This is a genomic window from Bradyrhizobium sp. AUGA SZCCT0177 (assembly GCF_018130125.1).
Classification (GTDB): Bacteria; Pseudomonadota; Alphaproteobacteria; order Rhizobiales; family Xanthobacteraceae; genus Bradyrhizobium.
Genome location: NZ_JAFCMA010000020.1, coordinates 135,645 through 155,728, shown reverse-complemented (window position 1 = coordinate 155,728; position 20,084 = coordinate 135,645). Strand labels below are relative to the sequence as shown.

10 protein-coding genes are annotated in these 20,084 nt (G+C 62.9%); 4 read left to right on the top strand and 6 right to left on the bottom strand.

What is annotated here, in order from left to right:
• Positions 1-432: 432 nt before the first annotated feature.
• Positions 433-3,087: a DNA ligase D gene (gene ligD, locus JQ597_RS23475; protein WP_212266973.1), complete on the top strand. Its 2,655-nt coding sequence runs from the start codon at positions 433-435 to the stop codon at positions 3,085-3,087.
• A gap of 131 nt (positions 3,088-3,218) precedes the next feature.
• Here ligD and JQ597_RS23470 read toward each other — a convergent pair whose 3' ends face one another.
• On the bottom strand, positions 3,219-3,383 hold the full coding sequence (locus JQ597_RS23470; RefSeq protein WP_192740124.1) for a DUF3309 family protein: 165 nt from the start codon (positions 3,381-3,383) through the stop codon (positions 3,219-3,221).
• 168 nt (positions 3,384-3,551) lie between these two features.
• On the opposite strand from JQ597_RS23470, the gene JQ597_RS23465 reads away from it, so the two are divergent.
• Positions 3,552-3,863, top strand: a complete 312-nt coding sequence (locus tag JQ597_RS23465) for a polyhydroxyalkanoic acid system family protein (RefSeq protein WP_212266971.1) — start codon at positions 3,552-3,554, stop codon at positions 3,861-3,863.
• Here JQ597_RS23465 and treY read toward each other — a convergent pair.
• Genes treY through treS form a run of 5 tightly spaced genes read right to left on the bottom strand, consistent with a single transcriptional unit; the run spans position 3,860 to position 15,927 of the window.
• A complete protein-coding gene (gene treY / locus JQ597_RS23460; RefSeq protein WP_212266969.1) occupies positions 3,860-6,655 on the bottom strand; it encodes a malto-oligosyltrehalose synthase in 2,796 nt (931 codons plus the stop codon). The genes JQ597_RS23465 and treY overlap by 4 nt on opposite strands.
• Positions 6,656-6,659: 4 nt before the next feature.
• Positions 6,660-8,417 (bottom strand): malto-oligosyltrehalose trehalohydrolase, encoded by a 1,758-nt coding sequence (gene treZ / locus JQ597_RS23455; protein WP_212266966.1) that lies wholly within the window; start codon positions 8,415-8,417, stop codon positions 6,660-6,662.
• Entirely contained in the window at positions 8,414-10,489 is a 2,076-nt protein-coding gene (gene glgX / locus JQ597_RS23450; protein ID WP_212266963.1) for a glycogen debranching protein GlgX, read from the bottom strand. The genes treZ and glgX overlap by 4 nt, the downstream gene beginning before the upstream one ends.
• A 3-nt stretch (positions 10,490-10,492) precedes the next feature.
• Positions 10,493-12,640 carry a 1,4-alpha-glucan branching protein GlgB gene (gene glgB / locus JQ597_RS23445; protein ID WP_212266960.1) on the bottom strand — a complete coding sequence of 716 codons (2,148 nt, stop codon included), beginning with the start codon at positions 12,638-12,640 and terminating at the stop codon, positions 10,493-10,495.
• Positions 12,637-15,927, bottom strand: a complete 3,291-nt coding sequence (gene treS, locus JQ597_RS23440) for a maltose alpha-D-glucosyltransferase (protein ID WP_212267006.1) — start codon at positions 15,925-15,927, stop codon at positions 12,637-12,639. Before treS ends, glgB begins: the two co-directional genes overlap by 4 nt.
• A 300-nt stretch (positions 15,928-16,227) precedes the next feature.
• Here treS and malQ point away from each other — a divergent pair, with 300 nt between their 5' ends.
• Both malQ and JQ597_RS23430 read left to right on the top strand, forming a co-directional pair.
• On the top strand, positions 16,228-18,174 hold the full coding sequence (gene malQ / locus JQ597_RS23435; protein ID WP_212266957.1) for a 4-alpha-glucanotransferase: 1,947 nt from the start codon (positions 16,228-16,230) through the stop codon (positions 18,172-18,174).
• 24 nt (positions 18,175-18,198) lie between these two features.
• Complete coding sequence (locus JQ597_RS23430) at positions 18,199-19,998, top strand: glycoside hydrolase family 15 protein (RefSeq protein ID WP_212266954.1); 1,800 nt, start codon at positions 18,199-18,201, stop codon at positions 19,996-19,998.
• Positions 19,999-20,084 lie beyond the last annotated feature (86 nt).

The window sequence follows — 20,084 nt, the reverse complement described above, 5'->3', positions numbered from 1 at the left end:
TCGTGTGCAGCCTACTTAGTGCTAACCGCACACGGGACCGCGGGTGCAGCGCGCACCCGGTCTTCCCTGCGCCCTCTATTTGAAGAGGGCGGGAAGTTTCTGGCACAGCTCGGGCGCATCGCGCCGCGAGAATGCGAAGGTGTGTTTTGGATAACGGCGCAACAACAAACACCGCTGTCGTCCCGGCCTTGAGCTCAGATGCGCAATTGCGCATCGGGGGACCCATACGCCGCGGCCCATCGGTTAGGCGCTGGCGTTAGAGACCTTCTTCAACAATGATTGCCGCGGAGTATGGGTCCCGGCGCCGGGACGACGCGCTGATGGAGCTAAGGCCACGCCCGGCGGGCTTTGGTTTCGGAACTTCAACGGTTACCATGGGTTTTGGATAACGTTGCCGCCTCGCGGGGCGCCGGACGGATGTGAGGCTAGACCGTGTCGCTACGAAACCTGAACACCTACCGGAAAAAACGCGATTTCGAAAAGACCAGCGAGCCCTCCGGCGACGTCAAGGTGGCGCCGTCGAAGCAGCGGCGGTTCGTGATCCAGAAGCATGACGCGACCCGGCTGCACTACGATCTCCGGCTGGAGTTCGACGGCGTTTTCAAGTCGTGGGCGGTGACGCGTGGTCCCTCGCTCGATCCGCACGACAAGCGGCTCGCGGTCGAGGTCGAGGACCATCCGCTCGATTACGGTGATTTCGAAGGCACCATTCCGGATGACCAATATGGCGGCGGGACCGTGCAGCTCTGGGACCGCGGCTATTGGGAATCCGACGACCCCGAGCGCGGCTTCAAGAAGGGCGACCTGAAATTCAACCTGCAGGGCGAGAAGCTGCATGGCAGCTGGGTGCTGGTGCGGATGAAGGGCGACCGCTATGGCGGCAAGCGCACCAACTGGCTGCTGATCAAGCATCGCGACGAATTCGTCAAGGAAGGGGACGACAACGATATCCTCGACGAGGACAAATCGGTCGCGTCGGGCCGCTCGATGGATCAGATTGCGAACGGCAAGGGGAGGGCGCCAAAGCCGTTCATGCTGGCGAAGGGCGGCAAGACCAAAGCGGATGCGGTGTGGCATTCCAACCGCGGCGATGCGGCGGAAGCGCGGGCGCAGGGAAAAACATCGATCAAGACGTCGATCGCGCGGTCCGCGCCTCCAACGAAGGCGCCCGCCGCCGCCAAGGCGAAGAAGATTGACGCGATGCCGGATTTCGTCGCGCCGCAACTTTGCGCCTCCGCCGAAAGCCCACCCAATTCGGACGGCTGGTGCCACGAGATCAAATTCGACGGCTACCGCATGCAATTGCGGGTCGAGGATGGCGACGCCGTCCTGAAAACCCGTAAAGCACTGGACTGGACGGAAAAGTTCGGCGCCATCGCCAAGGAGGCGACATCGCTGCCGGATGTGCTGATCGACGGCGAAATCGCGGCGCTCGACCACCACGGCGTACCGCATTTCTCGACGCTGCAGGCCGCAATCTCCGACGGCAAAACCGGCGCCCTGATCTTCTTCGCGTTCGATCTGCTGTTCGCCGGCGGTGAGGATCTACGCGGCCTCCCGCTTGGCGAGCGCAAGGCGCGCCTGAAGCAGCTTCTGGAAGCCAGGAAGCGCAAGGGCCGTCTGATTCAGTACGTCGCGCATTTCGAGGAAAGCGGCGATTCCGTCCTGGAAGCCGCCAACAAATTGGCGCTTGAAGGCATCATCTCCAAGAAGCTGGATGCGCCGTATCGATCCGGGCGGTCCGAAAGTTGGACCAAATCCAAGACCCGCGCCGGACACGAGGTGGTGCTGGGCGGCTGGAAGACCACCAACGGCAAATTCCGCTCGCTGATGGCCGGCGTCTATCGCGAAGGTCATCTCGCCTTTGTCGGCCTCGTGGGCACCGGCTTTGGGCAGGATACGGTCCGGCGCATCATGCCGGCGCTGAAGGCGGCGAGTTCAGACAAGAGCCCGTTTGGCGGCAAGGACGCGCCGAAGAAGACCCGCGACGTGCATTGGCTGAAGCCTGAACTCGTCGCCGAGATCGAATTCGCGGGGTGGACCGACGGCGGCAACATCAGGCAGGCGGCGTTCAAGGGGCTGCGGCAGGACAAGCCGGCAAATGAGGTTGAAGCGGAGAGGCCTGTCATGACCAAGGTGACAAAACCGTTGATCAGGTCCGGCAAGTCGTCGGCCGGCAAATCCGCTGAGGTGATGGGCGTCGTCATCTCAAAACCCGACAAGGCGCTGTGGCCCGACGGTGGGGACGGCAAGGGCGTGACCAAGCTCGATCTTGCGCGTTATTTCGAAGCAGTCGGCGAATGGATGATCGGCCACCTCAAGGGGCGGCCGTGCTCGGTGGTTCGCGCGCCCGATGGCATCAAGGGAGAGACGTTCTTTCAGCGTCATGGCATGCCGGGCAAGTCGGAGCTGCTCGAACTCGTCAAGGTTTCGGGAGATCGCAAGCCATATTTGCAGATCGATCGCATCGAGGGCCTTGCTGCGGTAGCCCAAAGCGGCGGGCTCGAACTGCATCCCTGGAATTGCGCGCCTGATGCGCCCGATGTTCCCGGCCGGCTGGTGTTCGATCTCGACCCCGCGCCCAATGTCGAATTTGCTGACGTGATCGAGGCCGCCAAGGAGATGCGGCAGCGGCTGACCGCCGTGGGCCTCGAGAGCTTCTGCAAGACCACCGGCGGCAAGGGACTGCACGTGGTGACGCCGCTGCTCCACGGGCCTAAGGACAAGGTGACGTGGAAGGAAGCGAAGGCGTTCGCGCAGGGCGTTTGCCAGTGGATGGCGAACGACGATCCCGAGCGCTATCTGCTCAACATGTCGAAGAAGCAGCGCCAGGGAAAGATCTTCCTCGACTATCTGCGCAACGACCGGATGTCGACCGCGGTCGCCGTGCTGTCGCCGCGCGCGCGCGAGGGCGCCACGGTTTCAATGCCGCTGACCTGGGCGCAGGTGCGCGGCGATCTCGATCCAAAGAAATACACCGTGCGCACGGTGCCGGCGTTACTGGCCAAAACCAAGGCGTGGCAGGGCTATGATGAGGCGGCGGCGTCGATCAAGGCGGCGATGAAAAAGCTGGCGGGGAATGGTTAGAAGCGGCAACCCAACCACGCCGTCATGCCCGGGCTTGTCCCGGGCATCCACGTCTTTGCCGAACTCAAGCAAGGAAGACATGGATGGCCGGGACAAGCCCGGCCATGACGGAAAACATCTCTATTCAGAGATCACAGCTTCCCGAGCAACAACAATATCAGCAGGATCACGATCACCAGCCCGAGGCCGCCGCCACCGTAATAGCCGGTGCCGTAGAACGGTCCGCCGCCGATGCCGGAAAAGCCGCCGAGAAGGGCGATGATAAGAATGATCAGGATGATTGTTCCGAGTGACATGTAGTTCTCCTCAGCCCGGCATTGGGCGCCTGTTTGCCTTGCCCTCAACCGGAAAAACAAATGGCAGGTGTGAAAGTTCCGCCTATTGCAGTGCACATATCGCGCCCGCCTCTTCCTTTCGAACGGAACGGAATTACATCCGAAAGATCAGACCCGAGGATTTGTCCAATGTCCGCACCGCTCGTCGTTTCCATTCCGCACAGCCTCGGCCGCGAAGAAGCCATGCGCCGTCTCAAAACAGGTTTATCGCGCGCTGCGTCGAGCGTGCCGGTGCTGAGCGTCGATGAGGAGCGTTGGGAAGACAACCGCATGGTCTTTCGCGTCCGCGCGCTCGGGCAGGCGGCTGCCGGGCATGTCGATGTCGCCGACGATCATGTGAAGGTAGAGGTCGTGTTGCCGTGGCTGCTGCAGCGCTTCGCCGAAGTGGCACAGGCCGCGATCCGAAGTCGCGGCAATCTGTTGCTGACCAAGAAGAGCTAGGGCGTTGGCATCAAGCGCCTGCGCTTTGGCGCACGCTGCGCCGCGCCGTGATATCTGGCCTTCAGCACGGCCACAGGCAGGTGTGCCAACAGGTCGGACAACCGCAATTGTGAGGCATCGGCGTCGGCAAAGCCTTCCGCCGAATAACCGGTGACGTCGAGGGTGGCATCATGGCTTTCGGCGCGGGGCCACGCCCGGCCACTCTCGGAGAACGCCGCGGACGATTTCGTGACGACGACGATTGCGGCCTCGCGGCCGCGACGGCGGGCAAAGGCGATAAAGTGGTCGCGATGAGGTCCGCTGATATCCAGTGGCTGATAATCGCCGTTGGTGAAGACATCGGCGAGCCCAGTGCGCAATTTGAGGAGATGCCGCGTCCAGGCCAGTTTCAACTTGCCGCTCGGCCAATCCTGCACCAACTGGTCCCAGTCCGGTGTCTGCAGTGAAGCGAGCAGGTGGGCACGTTTGGCAAAGTCGACTGGTCGCCGGTTATCGGGATCGACCAGCGAGAAATCCCAAAGCTCGGTGCCCTGATAGAAATCGGGTACGCCCGGCATCGTTGCCTTCAGCGTGATCTGGCTCAGTGAGTTCAAGGCGCCTAATAGCGATACGCGCCGCGCCAGCGCATCAAGCGCGTCCAGAAACTCGGCGGAAATGGAGCGGTCCAGAATGCGCGCGATGAAGGTCTTCAGTCCCGCTTCATAAGCCGCGTGCGGATTGAGCCAGCTGGTCTCTTCCTTGCCCTCGCGCGCCGCCTTCAGCGCATAGGCCTGCATCCGCTCCAGGAACCCCTCGTCGTCCGGCTGCCAGGCGCCCAGCAGGGCCTGATAGAGCATGTATTCGAATGTCGCCGACGGCGCCCGCATCTCGCCGTCGATGACCAGATGAGGCGCGTTGAGAACCTTCCACCGCGCCACGGCGCTGGTCCACTCGCCATGGATCTCGGACAGCGCCATGATCCGGGCGCGGGCGTCCTCGCCCCGCTTGGTGTCATGCGTTGCGGTCGCGGTCATGCCATGCGGCCATTCCCCGGCGCGCGTCTGCATGACCTGATGAAAATCATCGACGGAGAGCGCCCTGGCAGATGGGTCGCCGCCGACCTCGTTGAGTGCGAGCAGGCGGTGGTAGCGATAGAACGTGGTGTCCTCGAGCGATTTGGCCATCATCGGCCCGGTGAATTGCTGCACCTTCAGCGCAAATCGCCGCACGCGCGGCGCGCTGTGTGGCGGCCGGCCGGGCTTGAGCAGGTCCATGGTCAGGGTGTCGCGCAGGAATTCGAAAATGCCGTCATCGGCCGCGAACCAGTCAGCGCGTGCCTTCTGGAGGGTCTGCGAGATCAGCGCACGGTCATGGGCGTTCGGACCCGACGAGGTCAAATAGGTCCGGTAGACCGGGAAATGCAGCACGTAGAGTTCCAGCGCCTGCCGCAGGCTGTCGGCGGAATAGTCACGTGTCGAGTAGTGTCCGCTGGCGATGCGCGCCAGGAGGCGCGTCAGCACCGTGAACTCGCTGGTCAGCAGGGTTTCCAGCACCCGGCGCTTGGCCTCCTTCAGGATCGGTTCGAGTTTCGGCGACTGGCTGCTGATCTGGCGAAAGATTTCGCTGAGCGGTTCGAGGCCATTGCCGTCGACCAGCGCTTGCGTAATCGTGTTCATCCACTCGTAGCCGGTGGTACCGTGAACCCCGGTGAAGGAAGGCAGCTGTTCGCCTTCCCCGAGAATCTTCTCGATCACCATGTAAAATGGCTTGCTGCCCTGCGCGCCGCGGATCAGGCGGCGCAGGCGCTGAAAATATTGGACGGGATCGCGCAGGCCGTCGATATGGTCGAGCCGCAGGCCCTGCAGCTTTCCTTCCGTGATCAGCCGTCTGACGAGTTGATGGATGGCCTCAAAGGTGCCGGCGTCCTCGACGCGCAATCCCGCGAGCGAATTGACGTCGAAGAAGCGGCGGTAGTTGATGTCGCTGGAGGCAAGCCGCCAGTGACCGAGCTTGTAATGCTGGCGTTCGAGAAGGTGGTGCAGCGCCAGCGTCTGGGCGGGACGATCCGGTCCGGCGCGATAGGCGTCGATCCCGTGCGTGATGGCCGCAGTGCTTCCGGCGATCGCCCGCAACCCTGCCTTGAACGCCGGGGCTTCCTTCCGGTTGGGGCGGCGCAGCCCGTGGTAGCGCGCGGCGAGGGCGAGGATGTCCTTGCCGGCTGGACGATCTTCGGCGCCTGCTTCTCTGACGACGGTTCGCAGGATTTCGCTGTAGCGCTCGGGTGCGATCGGCAGCCGATGCTCGAAATACCATGCCGAGAAGCTGCCTTCGTTGGCATCATAGCGCAGTTCGATCTCGCCGCTTTCCAGCGCCTGACCATAGGATGAACCGATGATCGGCAGCAGCACGCCGCCGCGCGCGCGATACGGCAGCAGTTCCCAGTCGATATCGAAGGATGCCGCGTGCGGCGAGGTCTGGCCCCATTCCAGCACGTCCAGCCACCATGGATTATCGGCGAAATGCACCCCGACATGATTGGGCACGAAGTCGAGGATCAGGCCGAGATCGTATTTCCGCAGCGCCGCGCTCAACCGCTCGAAGCCGGCTTCGCCGCCGAGCTCGGGATTGAACCTTGTGTGATCGGTGATGTCGTAACCATGCGTGCTGCCCTTGCGAGCCGTCATGAAGGGCGAAGCGTAGAGATGCGTGATCCCGAGCGCCGCAAGATACGGGACGACGGAAGCGGCCGCGTCGAAATCGAAATCCGCCGAAAGCTGCAGGCGGTAGGTCGCGATCGGGATCGCCGGGGGCATTTTCCTATCCGATGCGCCAGTGCACCGACCATGGCGGGACGCGTTCTCCCAACTCGCTGCCCCAGATCAGGGTTCCCTGGAATTCGCCCGATGTATTGGCGATCTCCAGGTCTGACAGGTTGGCGAGCAGACGAAGCGTGGCGCCATCGCCCATGCGCCAACTGGCCGTCAGCAGGCCATTGCCGGCGGCCTTTGCTTCGCCGAACGCCGCGCCTGCGAGGCGAGGGACGATCTCTCGCCTGCGGATCGCCAGCATCTGCTGCACGGTTGACTGCCGTCGTTGTGCCGCCGGCTCGGCGCGTTCATTCCAGTCGAGCACAGCCGATTGGAAGGTGGATGGCGCCAACGCGTCGGGGACCTCGTCGCCATATTCGGCGTAGGCCCAGGCGTATTCGCTGCGGCGGCCCTTGCGGACCGCGTCCGCAAGATCGCCCTTGAAATCACAGAAGAATGGGAAGGGTGTTTTCGAGCCCCATTCCTCCCCCATGAACAGCATCGGGATCGCAGGGGCCAACAGCATGACGGCGAGCGCCGCTTCGATGGCTTCCGGACGCGCTACGCCTTCGAGCCGGTCGCCAAAGGCGCGGTTGCCGATCTGGTCGTGGTTCTGCAGGAAATTGATGAAAGCCGTCGGTGCGAGCTTGCCGCTCGGTTCGCCGCGCGTGCCGCCGCGAAATTCCGACACCTCGCCCTGGTAGACAAATCCTGAGGATAGCGATCTGGCGATGTCGTCCAGCGGCGAACGCTGATAGTCGCAATAATAACCCTGCTTTTCGCGGGTCATCAGCACGCGCCAGGCGTGATGATAATCATCGTTCCACTGCGCGCGATATTTGCCGCGCGGCGGGTCCTGCGCAGCGTCCAGTATGCTGGCGCGGTTGTCGCCGTTTTCCAGCACCAGATGAATGTGCCGACCGGTTGCCGCGGCGAGCTGGCCCACAGCCATGCTGAGATCGTGCAGCAGCGAGAGCCCACCCGGTTCGACGATGCTGTTCACCGCATCCAGCCGCAATCCGTCGAAGCGATAATCGCGCAGCCAATGCAGCGCATTCTCGATCGCGAAGGCGCGCACTTGCGGCACGCGGTAATCGATCGCACTGCCCCACGGGGTGTGGGCCTCCGTAAAGAACCCCGGCGCGTAACGGCCGAGATAATTTCCCTCGGGGCCGAAATGGTTATAGACCACGTCGAGAAACACCATCAGGCCGCGCAGATGCGCCTCGTCGATCAGCGCCTTGAGATCCTCAGGCCGGCCATAGGCGCTGTCGGGCGCATACCACAGCACGCCGTCATACCCCCAGTTGCGGCTGCCGGCGAAGTCCGCCAGCGGCAGCAATTCCAGCGCGGTGATGCCGGTCTGCACGAGATGATCGAGCCTCCCGATCATGGCGCGATAGCTGCCGTCCGGCGTGAAGGTTCCGACATGAGCCTCGAGGATGACGGCTTCCTGCCAGGGCCGCCCGCGCCACTCCGTCGCGCGCCACGGAAAGGCGGCGTGGTCGATCACCTCGCTCGGACCGAAGACGTCCTCGGGCTGAAAATCGGCCGCGGGGTCGGGGATATCGATCTCGTCGTCGATGCGGAATTTGTAGCGGGCGCCCGATTTCGCGCCCGGGATATTGGTGGAAAACCATCCACCGTCGCCGCCCTGCATCGCATGGGGTTGTTGCAGCAGCAGATCGACGCGCTTGGCCGCCGGCGCCCACAGGCGAAAGCGCGTGCCGTCTTTCGTCAGATTTGGGCCAAATTGTCGGTCATTCATGCTGAGCCCGCAAAGGCGAGCACCGAGCGCGGCGGCGCCTTCAGGTTGGCGCCCGCGGCGAAGTCGGCCGTCGCTTGTGCGTTTTCGGTGGTATTCAGCACCCGCTGCCAGCTCTTGTAGTTGCTCATCTTGGGCAATTTGAATGCGATCTCTTCGGGGGCGGCGTTCAGAACGATAAAGATCGGCGCTTGTCCTTGTTCCATTGGTCCGAGCACATAGGCGAGGAATCGTCCTTCCGGAAACTTCCAGTCGGATTCCTTCATTTCCTCGGCCGCCGGCGTCAGCCACAGCACGCCGTAGGAGCCGTCGGCGCGACGGCCGTCGAGCCAGCGCTGGCAGCGGATCTGGCCGAACCGCCGGCGCAGGCCGGTCAAATGGCCGATGAAATCGGTGAGGTCCTCGCCTTCCTTGCCGAGGTTTTCCCAACCAACCCAGCCGATCTCGTTGTCCTGGCAATAAGCGTTGTTGTTGCCGCTTTGCGAGTTGCCGACTTCATCGCCGGCCAGCATCAGCGGCGTACCCTGCGCGAGCATCAGGCACGCCAGCTGGTTCTTGCGGAGCTGGCGGCGTAACGCAATGATCGCAGCGTCATCGGTCGGGCCTTCATGCCCGCAATTGTTGCTGTCGTTGTGGCTGGAGCCGTCGCGGTTGTCTTCGCCATTGGCCTCGTTGTGCTTCTCGTTGTAGCTGAACAGATCCGCCAGCGTGAAGCCATCATGAACGGTGATGTGATTGATGCCGGCGCGCGGGGCGCGATTGTCATGGTGAAACAGGTCGGAGGAAGCGGTCATGCGGCTCGATATTTCGCCGATCAGGCTGCCTTCGCCGCTCCAGTAGCGCCGCATCGCGCTGCGATATCGGTCGTTCCATTCCGACCATTGCGACGGGAACGCGCCGACCTGATAGCCGCCCAAACCGAGATCCCAGGGTTCGGCGACCAGTTTGACGGTTGCCAGCACCGGATCCTGCCGCACGGCGGTGAGGAAGGCGGCGTTGCGGTCGTAACCGTTCGGCCCGCGCGCCAGCGTGGTGGCGAGATCGAAGCGGAAGCCGTCGACGTGGCAGACCTCGACCCAATAGCGCAGTGAATCCATCACCATTTGCAGCACGCGCGGATGGGTCAGATTGACCGAACTGCCGCAGCCGGTGAAGTCGTCATAGAAGCGCCGATTGTCCGGCTTGAGCCAGTAATAGGACGCGTTGTCGATGCCGCGAAACGACAGCGTCGGGCCGAGATGATTGCCTTCGGCGGTGTGATTGTAGACGACGTCGAGCATCACCTCGATGCCGGCATCGTGCAGCCGCGCCACCGTGGTGCGGAACGCATCGAGCGGATTGTCCTGCGCGTAGCGCCCTTCGGGCGCGAAGAACGCCAGTGTGTTGTAGCCCCAGTAGTTGACCAGCTTCTTTTCGACCAGCACGCGGTCGTCGATCAGCCCGTGGACCGGCAGCAAGTCGATGGTGGTGACGCCAAGGCGCTTGAGGTGATCGATCATCGCAGGCGAGGCGAGCCCGCTATAGGTGCCGCGCAGGCCCGGCGGCACGTCGTCGCGCTTCTGCGTCAGGCCCTTGACGTGGGCCTCGTAGATGATGGTGTCTTCCCAGGAAATGTTGGGGCGCATCTCGCGGCGGCCCCAGTTGAAGGTCTCGTCGACGACGACCGCTTTGGGCATGCCGCGGGCGTTGTCGCGCCGGTCGAAGGAGAGATCCTCGCGCGAACTGCCGGCCCGATAGCCGAAATGCGCGTCGCTCCAGACCAGCCGGCCGGCCAGCCGCCTTGCATAGGGATCGAGCAGCAGCTTGTTGGCGTTGAAGCGGTGCCCGTGCTCGGGATGGTAGGGCCCGTGGACCCGATAGCCGTAGAGCTGCCCGGGCGAGACGTCGTTGAGATAGCCGTGCCAGACATCCTCGGTTCGTTCGGGCAATTCAATGCGCTCGAGCTCGCGGCGGCCCTGGCCGTCGAACAGGCAAAGCTCGACCTTCTCTGCGTTGGCCGAGAACAGCGCAAAATTGGTGCCTCTTCCGTCCCAGCTTGCGCCGAGACGTGAGGGCGTTCCCGCGGTCAGGCGCATGCGTCAGCTTTCCGGTACGAGAAAGATCGCGGCCAGCGGCGGAATGGTCAGGTTGAGTTCGGGGATGTTGCCCTCCAGCGTCCGGACCTCGCCGACATTGCCGACATTGCTGCCGCCATAATGCGCGGAGTCCGAATTGAACACTTCTTTCCATTTGCCGGCAAACGGCACGCGTACCCGGTAATCATAGTAGACGTTGGGCGAGAAGTTCACGACCACAAGGCAGCGCGCTCGCGGATCAAGGCCCTTGCGGACCCAGGCAAAGACGTTGCCGCCGGAATCATGGGTGATGACCCATTCGAAGCCCGGCTGGCTGCAATCCAGCTCGTGCAGCGCCGGCACCGTGCGATAGAGGTGGTTGAGGTCGCGGACCAGGCTGTGGATGCCGGCATGCCTTGGCTGTTGCAGCAGGTGCCAATCCAGCGAGTGATCGTGATCCCACTCGCGCTCCTGGCCGAATTCGCAGCCCATGAACATCAGCTTCTTGCCGGGATGGCCGAACATGAAGCTGTAATAGGCGCGCAAATTCGCAAAACGCTGCCAGTCGTCGCCGGGCATCCGTCCCAGGATCGAGCGTTTGCCGTGCACGACTTCGTCATGCGACAGCGGCAGGATGAAGTTTTCCGAGAACGCATATTGCAGGCCGAACAGGATGTCGCCGTGATGGAATTTGCGGTGGATCGGATCCTTGCCGATATATTTCAGCGTGTCGTGCATCCAGCCCATGTTCCACTTGTAGCCGAAGCCAAGCCCGCCATATTCGACCGGGCGGGAGACTTGCGGCCATGCGGTGGATTCCTCCGCCGCGGTGGTGGCGTCCGGGAAGCGTCCGAACACTTCGGTGTTGAAGCGGCGCAGAAAGCCGATGGCTTCGAGATTTTCCCGCCCGCCAAGCTGGTTCGGAATCCATTCGCCGGCGGGCCTGGAGTAGTCGAGATAGAGCATCGAGGCGACCGCATCGACGCGCAGCCCGTCGATGGCGTAGCGTTCCAGCCAGAACAGCGCGTTCGACACCAGGAAATTCACCACTTCGGTGCGGCCGTAATTGTAGATCAGCGTGCCCCAGTCGAGATGGCGGCCCTGCAAGGGGTTGGCGTGTTCGTACAATGCGGTGCCGTCGAAATGGCCGAGGCCATGGGGGTCGTCGGGGAAGTGTCCGGGCACCCAGTCGAGCAGCACGGCAATGCCCTCGCGATGGAAGGCATCGACCAGCGCGGCAAAATCCTCGGGCGTGCCGAACCGGCTGGTTGGCGCAAACATGCCGGTCGGCTGATAGCCCCACGACCCGTCGAACGGATGTTCGCTGATGGGTAGAAGTTCTACATGGGTAAATCCGAGATTCCTGACATAGGCCGGAAGCTGCTCGGCGAGTTCGCGGTAGGTCAGCCAATCGTTGCTGCCCTTGCGCCGCCATGAACCGAGATGAACCTCGTAAATCGACATCGGCACGTTCAACGCATTCATACCAACCGGTGCCGGGCGCGGACGCGGCAGATTGGCCTGGTCGAAAACGATCGAGGCGGTCTTGGGACGCACTTCGGCGGCAAAGGCGACCGGATCGGACTTCAGCGGCAAATGCTGTCCGTTGGGTTCGATGATGTCGAACTTGTAGTGGTCGCCGACGCTGGCGTGGGGAATGAACAGCTCCCAATAGCCGACGCCACGCACCCGCATCGGGTGCCGGCGCGGATTCCAGTAGTTGAAATCGCCGACCACGCTGACGCCGCGGGCGTTCGGCGCCAGCACGACAAAGGCCACGCCCTCGACGCCTTCCAGCGTCATCGGATGGGCGCCGAGCTTGTCGTAGATGCGCTGATGGGTGCCTTCGCCGAGCAGGTAAAGGTCGAAGTCGCTCAGGACAGGCGGAAAACGGTAGGGGTCGTCGAGGTCGACCAGTTTGTCGCCGAACCGGGCGCGCAACTGATAGCGCGTAGAGCCGTTCGGCAGCGCACCGGCAAATAGCCCAGCATCATGGATCCGCGCCAGCGGCGCCCGTTCACCATGTTCTCCGATTGCCTCGACATTGGAGGCCTCCGGCAGGAACGCACGAACGATCTTGCGGTCGCCCTCGGTATGAAGGCCGAGATAATGGAAGGGGTCGGTGTGATTGCCCTGGATGATCGCATAGGCCTCGGCGGGTAGCTTGGTCATAAGGCCTCAAGCGACTGTTGCGGCAAAATACGGAGCATTCCGGTCAAGGCCGTTCGTAGCCAATCCGGCCGGTAGGATAGTTCATATTCGATCTCGTAGCATGCCTTCTCCAGCAGGAAGAAGTTGAGCATCGACTCGGCAGCTTCAGGGTCGGCTGGCCAAAGGCGCTTGTTAACCATGGCTTCGCGATAGGCGGCCAGGAACGCGGCAGTCGCCCGATTGCGCCACTCCGCGAGCGCAGCCCCGAGCCTGCCGTTTTCATCGTGGGCCACCTTGAGCGCCCGCTCAAGGGCTGCAGTCGTCGAATAATCGATCGAACGGATCATGCTGGCGACGTCGCGCGCCGCGGGCGCCTTGCGCCGACGCTCGGCGATGGAGCGCCGCGGATCGCCGTCGAAATCGACGATGAAGATGTCGTCCTTGACGATCAGCAGCTGGCCAAGATGGAAGTCGCCGTGATGGCGGATATTGAGCCCGGCGTTTTCTTGCGGCAACAGCGCCTTCAGCCGATCGGGCAGGCCGGATTGCTGGGCCAATAGCTGATCGACCAGCGGACGATCCACCTCTTTCAGCGTATCGCGTCGCTGCTTCAGCGTGTCGAAGACGCGCTCGACGCGGGCCAGGGTGTCGCCGAACCAGCGCTGGACATCCTCGTGCTTGATGGGCTCCGGCACGAAGTCGGAAAGCTCATTATTGCTTGCCAGTGCGACATGCATCTCGGCGACGCGCCGGCCGGCCTGCGACATGTAGCGCAGAAAAGAGACCTGATCCTCGCTTTCCCTGACACGCTCGCTTGCCGCCAGCAGGCGCTGCTCGTCGACGAAGCGGTCGAGATAGGCGGCGGTCACGGTCCAGGCGTCGCCCTGGTTGGCGACGAAAGCATGCAGGACGCCGATAGCGTTTCGTTCGTCGCCGTCAATCAGTTCGACGCTGCCGAGCAGCGCCGGCGTGTTGGCATAGCCGGCGATCTCGGTCAGAAAACGGCCCATCTCGATCTCGGGACTGATGCCGGCCTGCAGCGTGCGGTAGATCTTGACGACATAATCGTCATCCACCTGCGCAGTACTGTCGACCCGCTCGGTCTCGATCGTGCGGATGTGTTCGGGCTGCTTGATCGCCTTATCGGAGAAACGGCTGGTCGGCCGGAATTCCAGCTTCAAACCCTGCTCGCTTTCGTCGACGAGTAGCGACTCCTTGAGGTTTCGCAGCAAGATCGCGATGAAAATCTGGTCGTTGGCGACGTCGAGCAATGTTCCTTCACGGGCGCCCTGACGCACGGCGGCCAGCGCGCGCGGGTTATAGCGCTCGCGGTCGAAGCGCACCCATTCGATCTGCAACGGCAGCACGTAGCGCGTGGTGACGCCGCGTTGCGTCGACTTGAAGAAGGCGAGCCATGGCCTGTTATCGCCGATATCGCAGAACGGGATCGCCGAAATCAGCGTCGGCTGGATGGCCTTGGCCGATCGCTCCGGGTACCAGCGCGTCCGCGCCAGATGCCCGGGCAGCACGTCGCGTTCGAACACGCCGCGGGTGCGCGCCAGCGACACCCAGGTCGCGCCCAGCGGCACCACCAGCGTTTCGAATTCGGGCACCGCACGCTGCACCACCGGCTCGGACTTGTCGCGCTCCTGCAGCTCGAACCAGTAGAAGCCGTACGGCGCCAGCGTGATCATGTAGGGCAGTTCGCCGATCGCGGGGAAGCGCGTGCGGCCGAGCATCTCCAGGGGAATCCGGTCCTTCCACGGGGAGAGATCTAGTTCGGTGGCCTGTGCGGAGCGCGACAAATTGGCGACGCAGAGAATGGCCTCGTCCTCATACTGGCGCACATAGCACAGCACCGAGCGGTTTTCCGGGCGGATGAACGTCATGGTGCCGCGGCCGAAAGCCAGTGTCGATTTGCGGACCGCGATCAGCCGTTTGGTGGCTGACAGCAGCGACGACAGGCTGCGCGACTGCGCCTCCACGTTGACGGATTCATAACCGTAGACGGGATCCATGATGGTGGGTGCATAAAGCCGCGCCGGATCGGCGCGGGAGAAGCCGCCATTGCGGTCCGGCGTCCATTGCATCGGCGTGCGCACGCCGTTGCGGTCGCCAAGATAGATGTTGTCGCCCATGCCGATTTCGTCGCCGTAATAGATGATCGGCGTGCCCGGAAACGACAGCAGCAGCGAGTTCATCAGCTCGATCTTGCGCCGGTCATTGTCCATCAGCGGCGCCAGGCGCCGGCGGATGCCGACATTGATGCGCGCGCGGGGGTCGTTGGCGTAGGTCGACCACAAATAATCGCGCTCGACGTCGGTGACCATTTCCAGCGTCAGCTCGTCATGGTTGCGCAGGAACAGCGCCCATTGGCAATTGCTCGGAATGTCAGGCGTCTGCCGCAGGATGTCGGTGATCGGAAAGCGGTCTTCCTGGGCGATCGCCATGTAGATGCGCGGCATCAGCGGGAAGTGATAGGCCATGTGGCATTCATCGCTGCGGCCGAAATATTCCTGCACGTCCTCGGGCCATTGGTTGGCCTCCGCCAGCAACACCTTGCCTTTGGCATAGGCGTCGAGCTCGATGCGCAGCCGCTTGATGATGGCGTGGGTCTCGGGCAGGTTCTCGTTGTTGGTGCCGTCGCGCTCGCACAGATAGGGAATGGCATCGAGGCGGAAACCGTCGACGCCGGTATCGAGCCAGCGCTTCATCACCTTTACCAGCGCACTGACCACGCGCGGATTGTCGAAATTGAGATCCGGCTGGTGCGCGAAGAAGCGATGCCAGTAGAACTGGCCGGCTTCCGGGTCCCAGGTCCAGTTCGACTTCTCGGTATCGGTGAAGATGATCCGCGTGCCCTGGTATTTCTGGTCGGTATCGCTCCAGACATACCAGTTGCGCGCGCTCGAATCCGGGCCGCTGCGCCGGGCGCGCTTGAACCAGTCGTGCTGGTCGGAGGTGTGATTGACGACGAGCTCGGTGATGACGCGCAGGCCGCGCCGCTTGGCTTCCTGGATGAAGCGCCTGAAATCCTTCATCGTCCCGAAATCGGGATTGATGTCGCCATAGTCGGCGATGTCGTAGCCGTCATCACGCCCGGGTGAGGGGTAGAACGGCAACAGCCACAGCGTGGTGACGCCAAGGTCCTGCAGGTAACCCAGCTTCTCCGTCAGTCCTGCGAAATCGCCGATGCCGTCATTGTTGCTGTCGGCAAAGGCCTTGACGTGGAGCTGATAGATAATGGCATCCTTGTACCAAAGCTCATCGTCGCTAGACTCTACGGCTGGCACCTCGCTTGCATCGATCGCAAAGCTGCCGCCGTCATTCAGCGGATCGGCAGCATCGAATCGGTAGGAGACGCCGGCCTTGGAGCTTTCGCCGGTTTGGACTTTTTTGTTCACGGTGATGCCATAGCCATGGAAACGACGCCCCCGTTTCACTTGCGAGAAAGGAGACGTTCCGAACATATGTAAAAAGCCGCTCGGCCGACTTTGGTTCCCCTGGAACCGATCAAGGGGCTGAGCGTTAGACACCGTCTATCCCCTTCCTGTATTTGGACAATTTCGCGACGCCTCTGAGACGTTTGCGTGCAAACCGCGTGCCGAATGGACCTTTTCGCTCAAGCTAACAGCCAGGGAATCCAGACCGAATTCGTGGACGGTCAGGGTCACCGCCGTGTGACTGATACGGCCGCCCTCAAAATTATCCTCGATGCCTTGCCGCCGCAGACCCCGGGCCCGTTCATCGGCGGCCCGGTCGTGGTGCGGTCCGGGCTGCCTGCGCGGACCGAGCTTTCGGCTGCCGCAAGGCTCCCGGTTCGATGGAAAATCGTGGCCAATCACAAGGTTATCGCAGAAGGCGAGGCCGTCGATCGCGTCATTGCCTGGCCGCTGGATCTGCCGCTGGGCGTCCATCGGCTGCAGCTGACCGATGCCGCATCCACCACCGAAGATGTGCCGCTGCTATCGGCGCCGCCAAGGGCTTTTGGCGGCGATTTCGACCGCTGCTGGCTGCTCGCGGTCCAGCTTTACGGCGTCCGCTCGGCGCGCAATTGGGGGATCGGCGACTTCACCGACCTCAAAGGCCTGATCGAACTCGCGAACCATCTGGGCGCCGATGGCGTCGGCCTCAATCCGCTGCATGCCCTGTTCGACGATCGTCCGGGTGATTGCAGTCCGTATTCGCCGAACAGCCGGCTGTTTCTCAACCCGCTCTATGTCGATGTCGAGAACATCCCGGAATTCCGCATCGACGCCGGGACAAGGGATGCGCTGGCGCGGGCCAGAGAAGGCGAAATGATCGACTATGTCGCTGTCGCCGGATTGAAATGGCGCGCACTGCGATCGGCATTCGCCGCCTTCGAAGCCGATGCGACACAAGGGCGCAGGCAGGAGTTCGAAAAATTTCGCGCCGAGCGCGGCTCGCTATTGTCGCACTTCGCCTGCTTCGAGACGCTCCGGCACAAATTCAAAAAGCCCTGGTGGGAATGGCCGGACGAATGGCGGCAACCGGACGACGTCAAATGCGCTGAGCTACGCAAGGGTCCGGACGCGGCCGAAATCGCGTTTGTCGAGTTCGTGCAATGGACGGCCGACCGACAATTGGCGGCTGCGAAAGACCGCGCGCTTGAGCTCGGCATGAGGGTAGGGCTCTATCTCGACGTCGCCGTCGGCGTGCAAGCCGACGGCTTCGATGCGTGGAACGAACAGGTGGCGATCTCGCGGCATCTCGGCGTCGGCGCGCCGCCCGATCCGCTCAACACCGCCGGCCAGAGCTGGGGCCTTGCCGGCTTCAACGCGACCGGGCTGGAGCTCCAATCGTTCGCGCCCTATCGCGAAATGCTGCGCGCCTCGATGCGGCACGCCGGCGCGATCCGGCTCGACCATGTATTGGGTTTGAAGCGGCTTTATCTGGTGCCGCAAGGCTTCAGCGCCGCCGACGGCGTCTATGTGCCGATGCCGTTCGAGGCGTTACTGGCCGCAACCGCGCAGGAAAGCATCGCGCAGCGCTGCGTCGTGATCGGCGAAGACCTCGGCACCGTGCCGGAGGGTTTTCGCGACCAGATTGCCGGGTGGGGCATCTGGTCCTATCTGGTGATGATGTTCGAGCGCGACGATCACGGCGCGTTCAAAAGCCTCGATCACTACCTCGCCAACGCGCTGGTCACTTTCAATACCCACGATCTGTCGACCTATGCCGGCTGGCGCTCGTTCGGCGACCTCAAGACCAAGCGTGCGCTCGGCATCGATCCCGGCGAAAGCGATGATGCGCGATGGCATGCGCTGGCGATGCTGGACGACGTGCTGCGCCACAACGGCATCGACAAGAACGACCTCTACTCGGTGGCAAATTTCCTCGCGCGGACTCCATCACGGCTGCTCGCGATCGCGCTGGAGGATTTTTTGGGTCTGGTGGACCAGCCCAATATTCCCGGCACGGTCGACGAACACCCGAACTGGCGCCGCCGGCTGCCGGTGCCGCTCGAGCAGATCGCGTCCACGATCGACGTTGCCGCGCTGAAGGCCGCGACACGCGAGCGGTCGCGCGAATAGGTCCGATCCAGGTGGTAGCAAGCCTTGTCGTGCAGGATAGAAGACTACGGATTGATCGGCGATTGCGAGACCGCGGCGCTGGTAGGTCGTGACGGCTCGATCGACTGGCTGTGTTGGCCGGCGTTCGATTCCGACGCCTGCTTTGCCGCGCTGCTCGGCACCCACAAGCATGGCCGCTGGCTGATCGCGCCCGCAGAAGAGATCACCAACACGTCACGCCGCTACCGGGGCAACACGCTGATCCTGGAGACGCGGTTTGAGACCGCCAATGGCGTGATCGACCTGATCGATTTCATGCCGCCGCGCGGCAATGCGTCCGACGTGGTGCGGCTGGTGCGCGGGGTCAGCGGCCGGGTCAGGCTGCGGATGCAACTGGTGATCCGCTTTGGCTTTGGCATCGATATTCCCTGGGTCAGGAAAACCGACGACGGCTCGGGTCTGCTCGCGATTTGCGGGCCTGACATGATCGTGCTGCGAACGCCGGTCGAGACCCGCGGCGAGGACCTGACCACGGTGGCGGAGTTTGAGGTAGGCGAGGGCGATACCGTGCCCTTCGTCCTCACCTACGGGCCCTCGCACCTGCCGGTACCCGCGCCGATCGATCCCGCGGTCGCTTTGCAGGAAACGGAGGCGTTCTGGAGCGACTGGAGCGCGCGCTGCAGCTACGAAGGTGAACATCGCGATCTCGTGATGCGCTCGCTGATCACGCTCAAGGCGCTGACCTATGCGCCGACCGGCGGCATTGTTGCGGCGCCCACCACCTCGCTGCCGGAAAAGCTCGGCGGCGCACGCAACTGGGATTATCGCTTCTGCTGGCTGCGCGATGCCACCTTTACGCTGCTGGCGCTGATAAACTCGGGCTATACCGAGGAAGCCCTCGCCTGGCACAATTGGCTGTTGCGCGCGGTGGCGGGATCGCCGGCCAACATGCAGATCATGTACGGCATCATGGGGGAGCGGCGGCTGCTGGAATGGGAGGCGGGCTGGCTCCCGGGATATCAGGGCGCGCAGCCGGTCCGGGTCGGCAACGCCGCGCATGCGCAGCTGCAACTCGATGTCTATGGCGAGCTGATCGACGCCTTCCATCAGTGGCGAATAGCCAAGCTCGAACTCTATGAAGGAAGCTGGGCGCTGGAATGCACGGTGCTTGAGCATCTCGCCAAACAATGGGATCAGCCGGATCACGGCATCTGGGAGCGCCGCGGCGACGGCAAGCACTATGTCTCGTCCAAGGTGATGTGCTGGGTCGCCTTCGACCGTGGCATCAAGAGCGTCGAAAAATTCGGCTTCAAGGCGCCACTGGAAAAGTGGCGGACGCTGCGCGACACCATTCATCGCGACGTCTGCGAAAAGGGTTTTGATCGCGAGCTGAACGCGTTCGTCGAATCCTACGGTTCGAAAATGCTGGATGCCAGCATCCTGTTGCTGCCCTCGGTCGGATTCCTGGAACCAACGGATCCCCGCGTGCGGGGCACGCTGGTCGCAATCGAGAAACACCTGATGCGGGACGGCTTCGTGTTGCGGCATGACCCCCGTGAAGTCGAGCAGCAGCCGGCGGAAGGTGCATTCCTGGCCTGCAGCCTCTGGCTCGCCGATGCCTATGTGCTGACGGGAGAACTCGACAAGGCGCGGGCGTTGTTCGAGCGCGTGGTCGCGATTGCCAATGATGTCGGCCTGTTGGCTGAGGAGTTCGATACCGGCGCTGGCCGCCAGACCGGCAATTTCCCGCAAGCGTTGACGCATATCGCGCTGATCAACACCGCCCATAACCTCAGCGCGGCGAAGCAGACGACCGAGAAGCCGGCGATGCAGCGGTCGAAGTAGCGCTGTCCCTAAATCAACGTCGCGCGAGCCGGCATCCAGTCGCACGGCTGCAGGCGGGGCTGGGTGCCTGCGTACCTCTGGATGAA